Below are 15714 nucleotides of genomic sequence, written 5' to 3'. Positions count from 1 at the left end.
TTCCAGCGGCTCTTTGGCGCCTTCGATCAGGCGTGGTGTCGCTCTACAGTGGAATCACTGGCGAGCATTTGTGCGGCTTCCTTGAACAGAACGCGGCGCGCGAGCGCTGCAGGCTGTTCACCAACGAGGTTTGCGAGCGAGATAAGGAAAGCAAACTCGTAGTCGTCAAGGCGAATAGTGATGCGGTGGTCGCGCACCCGTTTCGGATCGGGATACATGTCTGTCTCGCTTTGTGTAAGTGCGGTCACGTGGCGGTGGAGGGGCAGGAGTCTCGATCTGCCCTCATGCTGCGGATGATGAGTAGGCGGGCCAAGTTGGAGTAGGTCCTGCCCTCCCTCTCTGCCCGCGCTTTCAGGTCTGCCATCTCTTCGGGCTTCAGGTTCACCAACACGCGCGAGCGAGCACCATTTGGACAGCGCTCCCGCAGGGATTCGGCAGTGGTCATGGGCGATAATCGGTTTGTGAGTCAGGTGGATTCACAATGATTATCTTCGCGAACGCGAAGAAATACAAGGAAATTTCGAGATGCCGAATTCTAGCTTTGGCGACCGACTTGAAGAGGAGCGCAGCCGCCTTGGTCTGAAGAAGGGGCAAATGGCGGAAGCTGGCAACGTTGCACCGTCGACGTACACCAGCTATCTGCAGGGCGACCGCATACCCGATCTGAACGCGTTGGTCGCGTGGGCAGAGGCAGGGGTCGACCCGCTCTATGTCGCTGTGGGGCGTCGCGTGCCGGATCTGCTGGCGCCGGAAGAGGAAATGGTCCTGTCGGGATACCGCCGCCTCGATGCGCGCGGCCGCGCTGGGGTGCTCGCACTCATTGGTGGCATGCAGCCCCAAACCAACACTTCGATCAAAGTCCAAGGCGAAGTCGGCCAATACATTGACGGTGACCATACGGGCCCCAGCCACATCGACATGCGGAAGGGACCGAAGAAGTCGCGCAGGTAGCTTATCGAATCACCAATGACGTGGCTCGAAGCTTCTTATTTTGGATCTATGAAAAAGGAACACTTATGAGTTCATTCGGAACGATTGCCGTGTCCAGCGGGTCGGTGGTGCAAATCTCCACCGGCGGCTATGACGTGCTAGCCGCCGGCACTGTTATTACCGCAGACTCAAGCGGTCTCACTTTCAAGCTTGAGGGTCCTCTCATTGTTGAAGTGCAGTTTTCAAATGATGGAAACCCCGCTCGAATTGAAGGCAATCCTGAAGGGCCTTCACGTCTAAAGCTAACGATGTGGAACTTCAGCAACAGCATCGGCTCCGGAACAAATGCACCGATTGAAATCGGAACATTGAAAGGGCGAAAGCTCTACGTAGCTTTCAGCGTCTACGCTTTCCAGCCGACTGGTCCGCGGACTGTCCACTACACTTTCCTATTGGGCGCAGCGTAACCATGAGTGATGGCGACAAAGACTCTGAGGTCGAACAACCTCCGATTGCAGAAATTCGTGCGCCGATTCAAATGGCAATTGGTCGCGCCGAACCCGAGAGCAGGTTCGTAACAGGAAAAATTGCTGAGCAAATCGGCAGCGGATCACACGCAAAAAATTCAATCGTTTATCGAACGATAGGATGGTCGTTCTTGGCTGGGGGAGTGTTCTCTCTGTGCGTTGTCTTTTATTCGGCCTTCGCTACTAGTGAGTCACCGTTCAGCTTCAAAGATGTTTGGTCTGTTTTTACGCCAATCATCACGCTCGCACTCGGCTACTTGTTTGGGAAGGGCGACAGTTAAGGAGTGTGAGGTACGCTAAAAATAAAGAACTGCGTGCCGGTCTAAATGGGGAGCGTTCTTGCAGGTGGCATCTAGCGCCCGGCCACGGGGCGGTCAAAAACAACATCTGCCGATGCAAGAGAAGCAAATATCAGTTGAGGGGGATGCAGGTCAGGTTGTTGCAGGCGACGCCACGCATGACGGGGCGACAGCCAACAACCAGATGAGCAACGTGATCAACATTCACCACCACGGCGCCGCAATGAACGATGCCAGGTCCCTCACTATGGAAGGCCGTATGAATCGACTGGCGCAGTGCTCAAGCTGCGCCATCGCACAACAACAGCAGACACGCCTGCGCCGGTGGCTGGTTTTCACCGGCGCGTTGGCGCTGCTGGCGTCTGCCGTCGCCATATGCGTCGCGATCGTGGGCGGTCCAGCCGCAGACCCTGCCCTCGCCATCCAAGGAAGCCTGTGTCATCACGAGGGCAAGGCGCACTCACCCGGAGGTGTCGCTCGGATGGCGGATAGCCAGCTCTACGTCTGTGCCCCCCCTTCGACGGGTGGTGTTGCATTTTGGGAACCAGCAGACGAAGCCGCCAAGCGGCGCAATGCCAGCTCGTAATACGCAAGCTCCAACTCGGACCCAACCCATTGGTGGCCGGCTTCCTTCGCCGCCACCAGGAACGTGCCTGACCCTGCAAACGGATCGCACACCACACTGCCGGGCGGCACCAGGCGCACCACCTCACGCGCTAGGTCCAACGGTTTCTCCGTCATGTGTTGCTTCGGAAACGCCAGGCGTTCCGCAAACACGCCTGGCAGGTGGGTCTTGCTGCCTGGCGGAATGGCGCCCTTGGTCGCCCACACCAGGAACTCGGCCTGCTGCGAGAAGCCGCCCATGCGCGGACGGGCGCGGCCAGCCGTCTTGTCCCAGACAGCGACACCACGCCAGATGAAACCCGCGCCCTGGATCGCATCGGTGAGGCTCGGTAACTGGCGCCAGTCGATGAAGCATGCGAGATAGCCGCCGTCCTTGGTGGCGCGATACGCCTCTGCGAGCCAGGTCATGCACCAGAAGGTCCACGAGCGCTGATCCTTGTTGTCATGGCCGAAGGTGGCGTACTGCGTTTTGGTGTCGCTGCGGATGTACTTCTGGCCTGGCGCCTGTGCACGTGTGCCGGCGTGCAAGCCGCCCGACGAGTAAGGCGGATCGGTGAAGAACAGATCCACCGACGCATCGGGCAAGGCCCGGAGCACGTCGATGGCGTTCTCACGGTGTAGTTGGTTGAACGGCGCCTGTGCGTGAGCGTTCGTCATGGGTGGGTTCTCCACTGTGCGAAGCTCGACGGCTCTCTGGTGTGGGGCGCTCGGCCCTCAAAACGTTCAATGCCCCACAGCGGGGGCATTTGATGGAAAGGCGCACGTATTCACCTGCGCCGAGTTTGCGGTTGCATTGCCCGCAACGGATGTCCTGCATTTGTGGCTGTTCCTGCTGTGCTAGGATGCCGGCGCCTCGCGAGGTGGCGCGGCCCTGGCCGGTCTGGCAGGTCCGATCTGCTAGAGCGGGTCGGGGTTGGTGCTCCTACACCTTCCTCGTCGCCGCGTCTTTTTCTCCGTCGTCGGCTCGATGCCGACGTGCCCCTTGCGAGGCCCCTCTCTACGCCCTGGCCGATCGACGGCCAAGCGCATCAAGGTTGACCCGCAGAATGCCCCGTACGCGCGCAAAGCGCACGCAAGCCTTGTTGTAGGGCGCGGGCGCACAACAACATGCCCCGCACTGCAATCAGGATTGGCCGACCGTACCCGATTCTTCCAGCTTGTCCGGCTTGATCTCCAGCTCCAGATCGGTCGTAAAGCCGCCGCTGTTCAGGCGGTGCACGACGCGCCCAAGTGACCACGCCGTGTTGTCGATCGGCGGTTTCCAACCGCTCACCTTCACGTGCAAAGACGGAAACAGTTCCGCACGGCCACGCGCCAGCGTCATGGTGAAGGTGGCCTGCCCGCGTTGAATCTTGCGCCATTCGCCGCGCGCTGCCCGCTCGGCGTTGGACTTCGACGCATAGGTGTGGCGCAACACCTTCACGTTGTCCGGGTTCGGATCGGAGTGCACGGTCTCGGACTTCTTCTTGCCCTTGGGCGTGGGCTTCTCTTTGACGATGGTGGCGTTGGAGGCATCGATGACCACTTCACCACGCACGCCGGCGCGCGTGTCCTGGTAGTAGGCCTTCACGCCGTTGTAGTTCTCGCGGTCGGCGATGTTGAAGTTGTGCCGGTCACCCGAGGCGCGCGTGATGTTCACCACTGGCAGCGTGAGCCCCGAAGCGCTGGTCGGCTCGCCGGCGGGGATGAAGAGCAGCGTGCCGTTCTTCACGGTGGCGATCGCGTCGAACTCCTTCGCCAGGCGCGACAGGAAGTTGGCGTCCGACTCGCCAGTCTGGTCGACGTGCGCAATCACCTGGTCGGCCAGCTTCTTGCCGACCAGCCACGTGAACTTGTTGCGCAGGGCGATCGCCTGCACCACCTGGCTGATGGTCTTGCCGACGTAGGAGTTGTCTCGTCGGGTGGTAAGGCCGCCATCGAGCTCCGCACTGCGTGCGCGGATGATGAGGCGATCGGGCGGGCCGGTGTGCCCGATCTCGTCCACCTTGTAGGTGCCTTTGTCCACCACGCCGCTATGTGCCCAGCCAAGCGAGAGCGACAGGCGCACGCCTTTCTCGGGCATGGCCAGCATGCCGTCGCTGTCGTCCAGCTCGATGTCAAGCTGGTCCGCCTCAAAGCCGCAGTTGTCGGTGAGCGTGAGCTCGATCAACCGCCCCTGGAAAGCGCCGGTGATGTCTTTGCCACCCTTCGATAACCGATAGATCGGACGCGGCTCGCGGCCGCCCGTAAGAAGGTCTTCAATCACAGCAGCACCTTGGTCACGGCGGAGGCGATCTTGGACAACAGGCCGTCGTCCACGCGCGTGAGCTTCACGGTGAAGTCGCACGCGCGGGCCTTGCCGTCCTGGAAGAAGTACGACTTCTTCGTGTCCAGGCTATCGATGACGTACTGGCCGTAGTAGCGCCCGGTGCCTTCGATGAGGGTGTACGCGTCGCCCGTGTCGCCCATGAGCTCCAGCACAGCAAGCGTCAGGTCGCCGCCGGTCAGCTCGGACATGAGCCGGCCGGACAGCGTGATGGTCTCATCGTCCGGGCCGGTGTACTGGTGCGACGGCCGGCGCCCGACGCGGGCATTGCCCGGGTGGCGCCAGCCGACCTGGCGTTGAAACTCGGAATACGGGGCCGTGTCCAGGCTGAACACGAACAGCCCCAGCGCCATCATCATGTCGTCAATCCCTGTCAGAGAGACGCGAGCGCGCACGCGCTGCGTTCTGGTTCTCGATCTTGCGCAGCTCGTCCTTTACTGCGCGTGCAATGGCCTGCGGATCAGCGCCGGCGGCCGGGTAGATGTTGATGGTGATGGGCGCCGCGGCCGCCGGCGCAACGGTAGCGCCCACGCTGGCAGTCAGCGGCGGCCGGGTGTCAAACGACACGGGCGCGGCGATCGCGGACGTGCCGCCGATCGCAATGCCGGCGCCAATGCCGGCCAGCTTCGTCGCCATGCGCTGCACGGTGCCGAGCGGGCCGGCCTCGCCATCGGCAAGCCCCTCCTGCAGGCCCGCCATGGTGAAGCCACCCAGTGCGGCAAACACGCGGCTCGGGGAATGAATGCCGAGCTTTTCCTTGAAGAGCCCAATGGTGCGATCGGCCACACCGCTCACCGCATCCACCACCCAGCCAATGGCGCCCTTGATGCCGTTGGCCAGGCCCTGAATCATGTTGGTGCCGAACTCGGTGAACTTGGTGGGTACGTCGATCCCGAACCACTGCAGCACGGTGGCAAAGGCTGCGTGGAAGAGGCCCAGTGGCGACCAGTTGATCAATAGCGCACCCACGCCGACGATGCCGCCGTTGAACGCCTCCTTGACCTGGTTCCAAAGGCCCAGGAAGAAGCCCTTGATCGGCTCCCAGTATTCGTAGATCAGGTAAGCCGCCACGGCAATGGCCGTCACCGCCAGGCCGATGGGGTTCATCAGCAACGCACGCCCCAGCAGGCCGACCGCGCGCATCACCCACGTGAAGGCAGTAGCCAGCCCCTGCAGGACGCCCGACAGCAAGCCGCCCACGCCACCCACCTTGCCCATGATCAGCACCAGCATGGCGTACGGACCCAGCACCGAGGCAATGGACAGCATGATCGGGCCGAGGATGAGCAGGGCAGCCGCCAGAGTGCCCACGCCGATGGCCATCGCCTTGGCCAGGCCCGGGTTCTCCTGCATGAACTTCATCACACCGTCCGCCGCCTTGGCGACCCACTCCAGGGCGCTGGCGTACAGCGGCAGCACCTTCTCCCCGATCTCTTTCTGCAGGTCGTGGACCTTCGCGAGCGTTTCCGCTTCCTTGCCCTGCGGCAAGGCCTTGGCCCGGGCGTCGAGCTGATCAATGCTGTCCGCGCCCCTATTGAGGCGCATGTTCTTGTGAATCTGGTCGCGTTGCAGGTACATCTGGGCCATGAGGTTGGACGCCGTGCGGTTGGAGAAGATGCCGCCAATGGCGTCGAGCACCTGGTCCTTACCCGTAATGCCCTTCTCCGCGAGCGTCGGTAGCAGCACCGTTTCCAGCCACTCGAACTGGCTCTTACGGAACACATCCGCGCCCTTGAGGGCGCCCGGGTCCATGAACGAGACCTGACCGGCCTTGTCTTCTTTCACCTTGGTGCGATCGGCAATGAGGCCCAGCCGGTCCAGGTTACCAAGCGTGCGCTTGGTGGTCTTGCCCTGGTACAGGTTCTGGTAGGCGCTCATCATGGCCGTGCCAACCGTGTTGCCGCCCATTTCCTGCACCAGCGGCTCCAGGGCGTAGAAGAACGATTCGCTTTCCATGCCCTTGGCGGCGAGGCCTCCGCGCTTGATGACCTGCAGCCACTGGTCCGACTGCACGCGGCCGCCCGTGGCGGTGATGACGCGCTGGATCATGTCCGCTTGCTTCTTGAACTCTGCAGGACTGGAGAGGCCGCCGCGCAGCTCCACGACCTTGAGCAGGTCCAGGAACATGCGCTCGTTGTCTTCGCCCTGCGCCTGGCCGAAGACCGCCTTGTTGGCGAACTTCATTTTGGCGAGCGTCGGCAGCACCATCTCCGCGTGGTGCGCATCGGCAAACACCGACAAGGCATCGCGCATCAGCTCGGCCTTGTCGACCTGGCTCACGCCGTAGGCCTTCATCTGCTTGGCGAACGTGATCGATTCCTGGGTCGCGGCGTCGCCCAGGCCCAGCGCACCGATGCGCGCTTTCTCCAGCTCGTAGTGCTTCGATTCACCGATACCCTTCCAGATCGGGGCACCGGTTGCCATGCCGGCCACCGACGCACCCGCGCCGGCGGCGGCCAGGCTGCCGGCGCGAGCGCGGATCTTGTCTGCAGTCTGCTGGGTGGCCGCCTGGGCGCGCGCCCGGGCGTTGTGGGCCTTCAGGCGCGCGTCCTGGTCAGCCAGGGCGTGCGTGGCGGCGGCTGTCGCCGTCCGTAGCTGTTCCTGGTACTGCGCCATGGTCTGGGTGCCGCGCCCGGCGTCCTGCAGGCGCTGGCGGACCTCCACGAGCTCGGCGCGCTGCGCTTGGAACTTCCGGGTCAGCCGTTCGGCCTCCGCCGTGGCTTTGCCGAGGTTTTGCGTCAGCCGACCGCTGGGCGAGTCGGCCGCCTGCACCGCCTGGGTGAGCCGGCCCACACGCTCGCGCGCTTCCCGCAGCGCCGTGGTGGTCTCGCGGATGCTGCCGCGCAGCTTGCCGAACTGCTCGGTCAGGCCCTGCGCACGCTCCAGCGCCTTCATGTGGTCGCGCGTGGCCTTCATCGAGCGGGCCAGCTCGTTGTTTGCCTTGAGCAGGTCGCGCACCGGCCGCGTGGCTTTATCCACGGCCTGCAGGACGACCTCCAGGCGCAGGCGGCGTGCGTCGCTCATTCCTGGGCCTCGCTACGCTCGCGGGCGCGTTCGCGCCACTCCATCAGCTCCATGACGCCCATGGCGTACAGCTCCTCCAGGCGGAAACCGAACATCACTGCAACGTCGGCTGCGGCGTCTTCGATTCGGTCGGGTAGCCGTCCTCCTTGGCTTCCTTCGGCAGCAAAAAACCCGTCACCTCGCTGGCGAGCTTCACCAGGTCGGCCGGGTCCAGCTTGCTCACGTCGGCCGTGGTGAGTGTCGGCGTGGTGATGCGCGGCAGCACCGTGTGCAGTGCGGTCACATCCATGCGCATCAGGTCCATGAGGCTTACGCCTCGCAGCTCGCCCGAGCCGGGCTTGCGCACCGTGACGACGGCAATGTCCTGCTCGCCGCGCTTGAGGGGGCTGTCCAGGGTGATGGTGGTGGTCTGTTGGTCCATGGTGGTCTTGGCTTTGAGAAGGGGAAGTCAGGGTGAACGGCCCGTACCGGACGGGCCGCAGTGTGGTGAAGCGATCAGAGGCCGATGGCTTTGCGCTGGTCGGCCAGGCGGTCTTTGCCGAACACGCGCTCGATGAAGTTCACGTGGTCGATCTCGATCCACTCTTCGCCGTTGACGGTCAGCTTGTAGTAGGTCAGCGAGGACTTGACCTTGAAGGGGTCCTTGCTGCCCGCCTTGCCCTTGCCGAAGGTGATTTCGGTGTGACGGCCGCGCACGATGATTTCCACGGCGTCGACCTCGCCTGAGTCTTCGCGCTGGTAGGCGCCGGCGAAGCGCAGCATCGCGCCGTCGATGGTGGTCGTGCCGTACTGCTGCAGGACTTCGCGCATCAGGCCGCCATACGTCGTTTCGAGCTCCAGCTTGTCGTTGCCCAGGTCGATCTCGACCGGGCCGTTCATGCCGCCGGCGCGGTATTCCTCCACCTTGCGGGTGAGCTTGGGCAGGTCGATTTCTTCGACCTCGCCGGCGTGTGTCACGCCATCGGTGAAGACGTTGAAGTGCTTGAGGATGCGGGGGAGTGCCATGTGGATTCCTTGGATGGTGGGCCGCTCAAGCCGCCTTCACGGCGTCAGCGAACTGCATGAGATACCGGTCGGTGATGCGCTGGCGGAAGGTCAGGTCTTCCACAGGCGGTACCGGCGTGTAGTCGTAGTCGATGGCGAGCTTCCCGGCCTTGAGCGAGTCCTTGTCGTTGACGGCCGGGTCGTACCAGGCCTCGCCACCGAGCAGGTAGCCGTTGCGCACGAGGTTGCGCAGCTTCGCGTTGATGGCCGCCACGATGTCGCGCACCAGCGTTGGCGTCATCGGCTTGTCGATGGCCCACAGGTGCGCCTCGGCCATCGTGTCGGCCAGCACCTGTGCCGTGCGCGTGTAGTTCTCGAACGCGTACAGCTTGTCGTTGCTGCAGGTGCGCGAGCCCCAGAAGCGGAAGCCTTCCTGGCGGATCAGCGTGGTGACATCGTGCGAGTTCAGATAGCCCGCATCGGTGGCCGGGTTCTGCAGGTCCCAGTACACATCGCGCGAGAGGCCCGTCACGCCGTTGACCGGCACGTTGGAGAGCGTCTTGTGCCAGCCGGTCTCGTTGTCGATCTTCGCGCGCAGGCCCACGGCGCGGGCGGTGGCCCACAGCGTCTGTTCGGCGTTGGCGGCGGTATCCCAGCCGACGAACTCCGGCCAGAGCACCATCAGCTCACGCGCCGAGAAATTCTGGCGGTAGGTGGTCGCTTCTTCCTTGGTGGCGCAGCCGGCGGCGTTCACGTAACCAAACGCGCGCAGCTTCTGCGCGATGCTGACCAGCTCGGTGGCCACCGGCAGCGTATCGAGCCCGGGCACCGCGAGAATGCGCGGTGTGACGCCCAACTGGTTGCGGGCGGCCAACAGCGCCTTGAGGCCCGTAAAGCGCCCTTCGGCGGTGGTGGTGCCGATGAGGTTGCTGTTGGTCTCGTTCTCGGCCTTGCCTTCGGCCACGCGCACCACGACGGTCAGCGGGCTGGTCTGGTCGGCGATGGCCTGCAGCGTGCGCGCCAGCGTGCCCTTGGTGCCGGCGCGGCCGATGGCGGCCTGCACGTTGGTGAGCAGGACCGGTTTGTCGAGCGGGAAGGTGGCGATGTCCGCATCATCGGCCGTGCAAGCGACGCCGACCACGGCGGTCTCGATGGTGCGAATGGGGCGAGTGCCCTCGTTGATTTCAACGACGCGTACGCCGTGGTGGTAGTCGGTGGGCATGCATTCCTCCGGGTGGGTCCGACGATGGATGTGTCCCGGCCAAGAATGCAGCGCGCGCGCGAGGATGTCCCGCGCGCGCTGTTGTGCGGCAAGCCGCTACAACAAGAAGGAGCCGCCAGCAGGTTTAGGTGTTGGTCGGCAGCAGGTCGGCGAGGCCTGCGGGCACCTGCGGCCACTCGAACGCGTCGGGGAAGCCCGGCAGCGTCGTCACATCACGCAGCGCCTGGCGGTACTGGCCAGCGAGGCGCATGCGTTCCGTGTCGCCCGTGTCCATCGCCTTGTAGACCAGCGTGTCGGCGACCTTGAGGCGTCGCTCGCGCTCGATGCGCGCGTCCCGCGCGACTACAAAGGCGCGGGCTGCCGCGCCGTGCTGTTTGACCAGCGCTTTGAGCTCGTCGGCCGAGGGCGCGGGTGTGGCGAGCTTCCATTCATAGAGCTGGGCATCCGATAGCTGGGCACCGGTCTCCTGGTCGACCAGGTGGAAGACCCAGAAGTCGGTGCCGTGCACCGCGTGGGGGTATTGCTGCTGGATGCAGAAGATCAGTTCGTCGTGAGTCAGCATGGTGTCGGTATCACTGGTTGCGCAGCCAGACGGCACGCAGGTAGACGCGGTAGAAGGTGTTGCGCAGGCCCACCAGCACCCACGGTGCCGGCACGTCGGCGGCACCACCGGATTCACCGGTCGGGACGGAGCCGAATTCCGCAATGCCGCTGGCCCACTGGCACTGCGCACCGGCGCCTGCTTTGCCGTTGTTCAGGTTGGTGAGGTACTCGGAGAGCCACTGCCCGGCCCACGACATGTAGACGTTGCCGTTCGTCGCCAGAACGGCGCCATCTCCGCCGGCTTTGATCGCGCCTTTGGTGACCAGCTCGCCGGCTCCATTGATCGAGAGGGCGTGCTGCAGGGTCCCGACATGAAACGAGACGTATGGCTGCGAGAGATTGCTACCACCCGCATAGCAGTCGATCGCTGCAAGGTGGCGTTGCCCCCACTGCGTCCACCGGATGCCCATGTAGGCGGCGGTAGGGGCTGGGCAGTCGATCTGCAGGGCCGGGGTGCGCGTGCCGTTCCAGTCGACAAAGCCGCCGCCGATGGAATCCGTGCCGTTCGATGAGACGACCAGCGCGGAACGCCCGTAGCCCACGCCGAAGGTAAAACCCTTGTTGGCGGTGAGCGCACCGCCTTCAGCCGTCAGCGGATTGATCAGGTTCTTGGTGTCGTAAGGCGTCGCGCTATCGAACGTGGGCCGCGCAGAAAACGCGACTTGTCCCGTCGTGTAGTTGACGAACAGGGGCTGATTTCGGTTCGTGCCATCGGAGTTATAGCCGGCGAGGACTAGGTTGCCGGTCGGCCCCGCCATGAACATGCGCCAGATGACGGTGTCGCCACCGAACTCCAGGAAGCCCTTGCCGTCGTTGTTGTAGGCCGGCAGGTTCACGCCCGTCTGCGACTTGAAGGCCCCGGCGGTCACCATGCCAGGCAGCGTGGCGTTGCCCATGCCGTCGACCTGCAGCACGCGCAGGAACGTGGAGAAGTTGCCGTTGGTCGCCGTGTTGCGATCGAGGATGAGCGAGCGGCCAGACGACACCATGCGAAAGCGGCCCAGCGTGATGGGCTGCTGGTTGTCGGTGAAGCGCAGCTCGTTCGACGGACCCACCATGTCGATGATGCCGGTCATCTCGCCGCCCGATTTCGGCAACGCGGCTTTGGCCGTCGCCAGCGCATCGGTGGCCGTGTCCTTGGCGTCCTTGACCGCCGCCGGCGTCGCGTACCGGGTGTCAGCCTGCGCGAGCGGCACCGCGTGCTCGTCTGCTGTCGCCGTGGCAACGGCGAAGGCCTGCTTGCCCGATCCGGCCAGATCGGCTTTCTTGGCGAGCTGCGCGGCGACCTTCTTTGCGGTGACAGCCTTGGCGTCATCCTTGCCGGCCACAAGCTCCGCATCCGTGGCGAGCTGCACCAGCCCCGAGCGTGTCTCCGTCGCCGTCCGGGCGGAGAGGCCCGCGGGCGTGACCGCGCGCTGATTGTCCGTGCCGTCCTGCGTCTCCTGGTCGGTGGCCAGCTCCACCACGCCCTGGCGTTGCGTCGTCGCCGGCGGGTTGGTGAAATTCGCCTCGCCAAATGTGAGCGCCGTCACATCGAGCGACTTGAAGACCACGTCGACCGCCAGCAGCAGGATGGCCACCGGTGACTTCTCCATGATGGGCGTGGCCTGGCAGTACGTGCCGAGCAGCACGCCGTTGTCCAGGTACAGCCCGAAGCCGTACAGCTTGAACTGGTCGGCGCCGTCGTCGCGGATGGTGACGTGGATGGTGTCCGCGGCGATGTTCTCGCCGGCGATGGTCGACACGCGCTTGAGTTCGTTCGGCAGCGCCTTCAGGCCTGCATTGAAGTCGAACGGTGCGTTGGCAAAGCCCACCTGCACGACCTTGCGCGCGTTGGTGCCGGTGTGGTCGCCGGCAATGAGCGCAGCGCGGCCGGCGTCGGTGATGTTGAGGGTCGTTCCTGCCATGTCAGGCGTCCGTGAGAGAGAGGCGAACAAAGAGGGCGGGACGGATGGCGGCGGCGACGCCGAGACCTCCGCGCCGGTTGAAGCCCTGGGTGAAGGTGTAGTGCGCGCGCACGGGCTTGGTGCGGTCGATCTCGGCCACGATGTCCGCCACGAAATCCGCCGTCGACGGGATGTCGTCGCGCTCGCTGACCGTCATCACCAGCTCGAAGGTGTACGGCCGCCCCTTGGGCTCCATCTGCCACCACTCGCGCAGGGCGATGTTGGCGCCGAAGGAGGCCACGACTTCGCGCACCGCAGCGGCCGTGCCCTTCTTGCGCGCGATCGGGATCGCGGCTCGCACGCGGGCGCGCTTCACCTGCTCGGGCCAGTAGTCTTTCCAGGCATCGAGCCCCAGGTGCCAGGCGAGCCACGGCAGCAGGTGCGCGGGGATGGTGTCCGGGTCGATCAAGGTGCGCAGCGGCACCGGCAGATCGCTGATGACGCCGGCCACGGCCGTGGCGTTGCGCTCCAGCTCCGTCGCATTCGGTGGCAACAAACTCTGTGGCAACAGGCTACGCACGCTGGGCTCCTGGCGTGACGGTCATGTCGGTGCAATACGGGGCCTGCGTCGGATCGGCAAGAATCTCATCGGCGGGCGAGTGCAGCTCTACCTTCTGCACGCCCGCAACGTGCAAGGCGGCGTCCAGCCCGGAGCGCGCCACGACGGCCCCCAGTCGGTGGCAGGCCTCCACGTAGGCGGCCAGGCGCTTGCGAGCCTCGGTGACCACCACGGTGGCGTCGGGGCCTGGGAAGAGGTGCAGCGTGGCCGAGACCGCATAAGGCAGGATCGTGGCCGACTGCACCGTCACGTAGTCAGTCAGTGGGCGCACTTCTTCCGGGCGCAGCGCCGCCAGAACCTTGTCCAGCAGATCGGGCGCGGCGGCGCCGTCGCCTTCGCGCGAGAGCACCGTGATTCGCACTTCGCCAGGCGTTGGACTGGTGGCCGACACATCCAGGACGCGACCGTCCGCATTGCGCCCGTGAGAGTGATAGGCGCCTTCCGGGCCGGCGACCGAGAACGACTGCGGCGCGAGCTGCACGCGCAGGCGCAGGTCGGTGTCGCTCTCCATCTCGGCCGGTGTCCCGGCGATCGGGTCGGCCGGTTTGATGACCAGGCGCTCAATCCCAAAGAGTGCCGCGATGTGTTCCAGGTCTTCGCCCTTGGCGTAGGCCAGCATTACCGCGCGCGCGGCCTCGTTGATGCGCTGGCGCAGCAGCAGCTCGCGCAACGCCGATTCCTCCAGGAACTTGGTCAGCGGCTCGGATTCGAGCGCCAGCACGGCGGCAATCTCGGCTTGCTTCTCTGCCGGGTAGCGCGCGATCAGCGCGGCCTTGCGCTCAGCAAGGATCGTTTCGTAGTCGAGCGCTTCCACCACGTTGGGCGGCGGCAGTTGCGAGAGGTCGATCAGGGCACCCATGGTCAGCCTCGCAGCGGGATGGTCAGATTGCGCACGGCTTCGCGTCGCGGCCCGTCGATGCGTTCGCCCTCAATGTCGATGACCGCGGCGCCCATGGTGTCGACGGAGAACTGCACCGACGAGATGCGCAGGCGCGGCTCCCAGCGCACCAGCGCCGAGACGGACGCGGACATGAGGCGCAGGCGGGTGGCCGGGTTCATCGGCTGGTCGATCAGCTCAGGGATCAGCGAGCCGTAGTCGCGTCGCATCACGCGCGAGCCGATGGGCGTCGTGAGGATGTCGCGCACCGATTGCCAGATGTGGGCCAGGTCGCTGATGGCGCGACCGGTGGTGGCGTTCAGGCCGCTCATTTGGTGCCCTCGGTCCAGTCACCACCGCGCTGCACGGCACCGTGCCCGTGGTTGTCGAGCACCACGCCGTTGGACGACAGCTTGCCGTCCTGGTGCGTGAGGTCGCCCGTGATGACGTTGCCGTTCTCGCCACCCTTGCCAGCAATGCCGTTCTGGAACGCGAGCAGGCCTTGGACGGTGGCGTTGCCCTTGACGGTCACGTTGCCGTCGAAGGTGGTGTCGGGGCACTTCACCAGCACGCTGGTGGCGGCCTCCAGGAACACGGTGTTGACCCCATGGACGGACAACAGGCCCGCGCCGTGGTCGTAGGCGGTCCATGCACCGTCCGGGTACAGGGTGACGGTCTGATTGCCGTCGTGGCTCGGCACGTCGGCATCATCCGAGGGGATGGCGCACAGCACAATACCGTTGGCCAGGTCGCCGCTCGGGCACAGCAGCACCACCTGCTCGCCAACGGTTGGCGGGTTCCAGGTGCGTGTGTCGCCGGCGCGGTCTTCGCACCACGGCAGCCACGTGGTGGTCATGCCACCGGTGCGCACGCGCACGGCGGGCGGCCGGGTGTGGCGCACCTCGGTGACGCGGCCGGTGCGGATGAGGTTTTCTAAGAGACGGGCGAGTTCTGCGGTATCCATCTCCGCAGAGTGCCGTGCGCGCGCGAAGACCGCACGTGACTGTTGTTGTGCAGGCGGTTGTCACAACGACAAAGCGACACAGGGCAGAATATCAACCGATATCGTGTCCACCAATCGGCCAATGCGGAGGAGCAATGACCGACAACCTTGATACAGAAGAAGGCCCTGTTTCCCAACCAATGGACGCCCTTGATGCACTGCTGCAAGAAGAAGAGCAGCGCAGCGGCCGCAGGGCATTGAATGACAAGCTCACAGAAGAAGAGCTCCACGCCTTCTACGATCAATCTTCTGAGCGTGCGATGGCAGTCCTGCTCGGTGCGATCGTTGAAAACCATCTGACGAGCCTGCTGCGTCTGTATATGCGCCGAGATGAAAAGATCGCACGAGAGCTGTTCCAACCCAGCGGTCCGCTGGGTCCGTTTGGAACCAAGATTCGCCTTGCATACATGCTACGGATCATAGGCCCCGAGCTACAGCGCGATCTTACTGCCGTCAGCAAGATACGAAATGTGTTTGCCCACGACCTAACTGTTGTGAAGTTCGACAGTGACCCGGTCCGAAGCTGGATTCAAAGCATGCACATGTACGACATGGTCAAGAACATGGCGGCCAAGGCTCAATCTCGATTGGATGGCGGCACCAGCACTGACCATATCAGAGACTCGATCGCCAGCGACTTTATGTCCAGCGTCACAGACGCCTACCGTGCCTGCTTGCGCTTCCTGATTCATTGGATCGTCGATAAAGAGACGGCCATAGTGGAGGCCGAAAAGCGCATGAACGAAGGCAAGTAGCGCCCTCGTGCGCCAGCCGCAGTAGCGTGCGAGTGTCGAGCCCAACAGTGCTCCGA

Annotated in this window: 21 protein-coding genes; 4 read left to right on the top strand and 17 right to left on the bottom strand. The window is 64.3% G+C overall.

The window, feature by feature from the left end:
• Positions 1-26 precede the first annotated feature (26 nt).
• Both BG83_RS28795 and BG83_RS30120 read right to left on the bottom strand, forming a co-directional pair.
• Positions 27-218 (bottom strand): hypothetical protein, encoded by a 192-nt coding sequence (locus BG83_RS28795; protein WP_080693681.1) that lies wholly within the window; start codon positions 216-218, stop codon positions 27-29.
• A 26-nt stretch (positions 219-244) separates the two neighbouring features.
• Positions 245-364 carry a ribbon-helix-helix domain-containing protein gene (locus BG83_RS30120; RefSeq protein WP_419177608.1) on the bottom strand — a complete coding sequence of 40 codons (120 nt, stop codon included), beginning with the start codon at positions 362-364 and terminating at the stop codon, positions 245-247.
• Positions 365-525: 161 nt separating this feature from the next.
• Here BG83_RS30120 and BG83_RS0114530 point away from each other — a divergent pair, with 161 nt between their 5' ends.
• The 3 genes from BG83_RS0114530 to BG83_RS29325 all read left to right on the top strand — a co-directional run bounded on the left by BG83_RS0114530 (position 526) and on the right by BG83_RS29325 (position 1738).
• On the top strand, positions 526-951 hold the full coding sequence (locus BG83_RS0114530; RefSeq protein ID WP_024977425.1) for a helix-turn-helix domain-containing protein: 426 nt from the start codon (positions 526-528) through the stop codon (positions 949-951).
• A gap of 65 nt (positions 952-1016) precedes the next feature.
• Positions 1017-1397: a DUF6864 domain-containing function gene (locus tag BG83_RS29330; protein WP_152543705.1), complete on the top strand. Its 381-nt coding sequence runs from the start codon at positions 1017-1019 to the stop codon at positions 1395-1397.
• Between the two features lie 2 nt (positions 1398-1399).
• Entirely contained in the window at positions 1400-1738 is a 339-nt protein-coding gene (locus tag BG83_RS29325) for a hypothetical protein (RefSeq protein ID WP_152543704.1), read from the top strand.
• 516 nt (positions 1739-2254) lie between these two features.
• Here BG83_RS29325 and BG83_RS0114525 read toward each other — a convergent pair.
• The 15 genes from BG83_RS0114525 to BG83_RS0114460 form a co-directional block, all read right to left on the bottom strand.
• Positions 2255-3037: a DNA-methyltransferase gene (locus tag BG83_RS0114525; protein ID WP_024977424.1), complete on the bottom strand. Its 783-nt coding sequence runs from the start codon at positions 3035-3037 to the stop codon at positions 2255-2257.
• Positions 2991-3197, bottom strand: a complete 207-nt coding sequence (locus BG83_RS28790; protein ID WP_080693680.1) for a Com family DNA-binding transcriptional regulator — start codon at positions 3195-3197, stop codon at positions 2991-2993. Before BG83_RS28790 ends, BG83_RS0114525 begins: the two co-directional genes overlap by 47 nt.
• A 306-nt stretch (positions 3198-3503) precedes the next feature.
• The gene (locus BG83_RS0114520) at positions 3504-4625 is read right to left on the bottom strand and encodes a phage late control D family protein (RefSeq protein ID WP_024977423.1); all 1122 of its coding nucleotides are present in this window, start codon (positions 4623-4625) and stop codon (positions 3504-3506) included.
• A complete protein-coding gene (locus BG83_RS0114515) occupies positions 4622-5044 on the bottom strand; it encodes a phage tail protein (RefSeq protein WP_024977422.1) in 423 nt (140 codons plus the stop codon). Before BG83_RS0114515 ends, BG83_RS0114520 begins: the two co-directional genes overlap by 4 nt.
• 4 nt (positions 5045-5048) lie before the next feature.
• Positions 5049-7709, bottom strand: coding sequence for a phage tail tape measure protein (locus BG83_RS0114510; protein ID WP_024977421.1), 2661 nt, complete (start codon positions 7707-7709; stop codon positions 5049-5051).
• Positions 7706-7804, bottom strand: a complete 99-nt coding sequence (locus BG83_RS27830; protein ID WP_037031875.1) for a GpE family phage tail protein — start codon at positions 7802-7804, stop codon at positions 7706-7708. Before BG83_RS27830 ends, BG83_RS0114510 begins: the two co-directional genes overlap by 4 nt.
• Positions 7804-8130 (bottom strand): phage tail assembly protein, encoded by a 327-nt coding sequence (locus BG83_RS0114500; protein ID WP_024977420.1) that lies wholly within the window; start codon positions 8128-8130, stop codon positions 7804-7806. Before BG83_RS0114500 ends, BG83_RS27830 begins: the two co-directional genes overlap by 1 nt.
• Positions 8131-8204: 74 nt before the next feature.
• Positions 8205-8714: a phage major tail tube protein gene (locus tag BG83_RS0114495; RefSeq protein ID WP_024977419.1), complete on the bottom strand. Its 510-nt coding sequence runs from the start codon at positions 8712-8714 to the stop codon at positions 8205-8207.
• A gap of 25 nt (positions 8715-8739) precedes the next feature.
• The gene (locus BG83_RS0114490) at positions 8740-9915 is read right to left on the bottom strand and encodes a phage tail sheath protein (RefSeq protein ID WP_024977418.1); all 1176 of its coding nucleotides are present in this window, start codon (positions 9913-9915) and stop codon (positions 8740-8742) included.
• A 124-nt stretch (positions 9916-10039) separates the two neighbouring features.
• Positions 10040-10477 carry a phage tail assembly chaperone gene (locus tag BG83_RS0114485; protein ID WP_024977417.1) on the bottom strand — a complete coding sequence of 146 codons (438 nt, stop codon included), beginning with the start codon at positions 10475-10477 and terminating at the stop codon, positions 10040-10042.
• 10 nt (positions 10478-10487) lie between these two features.
• The gene (locus tag BG83_RS28335; protein WP_024977416.1) at positions 10488-12425 is read right to left on the bottom strand and encodes a hypothetical protein; all 1938 of its coding nucleotides are present in this window, start codon (positions 12423-12425) and stop codon (positions 10488-10490) included.
• 1 nt (position 12426) lies between these two features.
• Positions 12427-12972 carry a phage tail protein I gene (locus BG83_RS0114475; protein ID WP_037031917.1) on the bottom strand — a complete coding sequence of 182 codons (546 nt, stop codon included), beginning with the start codon at positions 12970-12972 and terminating at the stop codon, positions 12427-12429.
• A gap of 4 nt (positions 12973-12976) precedes the next feature.
• Positions 12977-13882 carry a baseplate assembly protein gene (locus BG83_RS0114470; protein ID WP_024977414.1) on the bottom strand — a complete coding sequence of 302 codons (906 nt, stop codon included), beginning with the start codon at positions 13880-13882 and terminating at the stop codon, positions 12977-12979.
• 2 nt (positions 13883-13884) lie between these two features.
• Positions 13885-14232, bottom strand: a complete 348-nt coding sequence (locus tag BG83_RS0114465) for a GPW/gp25 family protein (protein ID WP_024977413.1) — start codon at positions 14230-14232, stop codon at positions 13885-13887.
• Positions 14229-14864 (bottom strand): phage baseplate assembly protein V, encoded by a 636-nt coding sequence (locus BG83_RS0114460; protein ID WP_024977412.1) that lies wholly within the window; start codon positions 14862-14864, stop codon positions 14229-14231. Before BG83_RS0114460 ends, BG83_RS0114465 begins: the two co-directional genes overlap by 4 nt.
• A 134-nt stretch (positions 14865-14998) precedes the next feature.
• Here BG83_RS0114460 and BG83_RS28330 point away from each other — a divergent pair, with 134 nt between their 5' ends.
• The gene (locus BG83_RS28330; RefSeq protein WP_024977411.1) at positions 14999-15658 is read left to right on the top strand and encodes an MltR family transcriptional regulator; all 660 of its coding nucleotides are present in this window, start codon (positions 14999-15001) and stop codon (positions 15656-15658) included.
• Positions 15659-15714: the final 56 nt, after the last annotated feature.

The organism is Ralstonia pickettii (genome assembly GCF_000607165.1).
Classification (GTDB): Bacteria; Pseudomonadota; Gammaproteobacteria; order Burkholderiales; family Burkholderiaceae; genus Ralstonia; species Ralstonia holmesii.
The sequence above is the reverse complement of the archived record's forward strand: the minus strand, read 5'-3'. Positions and strand labels throughout refer to the sequence as shown.

Bases quoted from the DNA above. Each gene is read 5' to 3' on its own strand.
- BG83_RS0114485 (WP_024977417.1), bottom strand. From the start codon at position 10,477: ATGCTGACTCACGACGAACTGATCTTCTGCATCCAGCAGCAATACCCC.
- BG83_RS0114515 (WP_024977422.1), bottom strand. From the start codon at position 5,044: ATGATGATGGCGCTGGGGCTGTTCGTGTTCAGCCTGGACACGGCCCCG.
- BG83_RS0114460 (WP_024977412.1), bottom strand. From the start codon at position 14,864: ATGGATACCGCAGAACTCGCCCGTCTCTTAGAAAACCTCATCCGCACC.
- BG83_RS0114525 (WP_024977424.1), bottom strand. From the start codon at position 3,037: ATGACGAACGCTCACGCACAGGCGCCGTTCAACCAACTACACCGTGAG.
- BG83_RS0114490 (WP_024977418.1), bottom strand. From the start codon at position 9,915: ATGCCCACCGACTACCACCACGGCGTACGCGTCGTTGAAATCAACGAG.
- BG83_RS27830 (WP_037031875.1), bottom strand. From the start codon at position 7,804: ATGTTCGGTTTCCGCCTGGAGGAGCTGTACGCCATGGGCGTCATGGAG.
- BG83_RS0114510 (WP_024977421.1), bottom strand. From the start codon at position 7,709: ATGAGCGACGCACGCCGCCTGCGCCTGGAGGTCGTCCTGCAGGCCGTG.
- BG83_RS0114500 (WP_024977420.1), bottom strand. From the start codon at position 8,130: ATGGACCAACAGACCACCACCATCACCCTGGACAGCCCCCTCAAGCGC.
- BG83_RS0114495 (WP_024977419.1), bottom strand. From the start codon at position 8,714: ATGGCACTCCCCCGCATCCTCAAGCACTTCAACGTCTTCACCGATGGC.
- BG83_RS29330 (WP_152543705.1), top strand. From the start codon at position 1,017: ATGAGTTCATTCGGAACGATTGCCGTGTCCAGCGGGTCGGTGGTGCAA.
- BG83_RS28795 (WP_080693681.1), bottom strand. From the start codon at position 218: ATGTATCCCGATCCGAAACGGGTGCGCGACCACCGCATCACTATTCGC.
- BG83_RS28335 (WP_024977416.1), bottom strand. From the start codon at position 12,425: ATGGCAGGAACGACCCTCAACATCACCGACGCCGGCCGCGCTGCGCTC.
- BG83_RS0114470 (WP_024977414.1), bottom strand. From the start codon at position 13,882: ATGGGTGCCCTGATCGACCTCTCGCAACTGCCGCCGCCCAACGTGGTG.
- BG83_RS0114530 (WP_024977425.1), top strand. From the start codon at position 526: ATGCCGAATTCTAGCTTTGGCGACCGACTTGAAGAGGAGCGCAGCCGC.
- BG83_RS0114465 (WP_024977413.1), bottom strand. From the start codon at position 14,232: ATGAGCGGCCTGAACGCCACCACCGGTCGCGCCATCAGCGACCTGGCC.
- BG83_RS28330 (WP_024977411.1), top strand. From the start codon at position 14,999: ATGACCGACAACCTTGATACAGAAGAAGGCCCTGTTTCCCAACCAATG.
- BG83_RS30120 (WP_419177608.1), bottom strand. From the start codon at position 364: ATGGCAGACCTGAAAGCGCGGGCAGAGAGGGAGGGCAGGACCTACTCC.
- BG83_RS28790 (WP_080693680.1), bottom strand. From the start codon at position 3,197: ATGCAGGACATCCGTTGCGGGCAATGCAACCGCAAACTCGGCGCAGGT.
- BG83_RS29325 (WP_152543704.1), top strand. From the start codon at position 1,400: ATGAGTGATGGCGACAAAGACTCTGAGGTCGAACAACCTCCGATTGCA.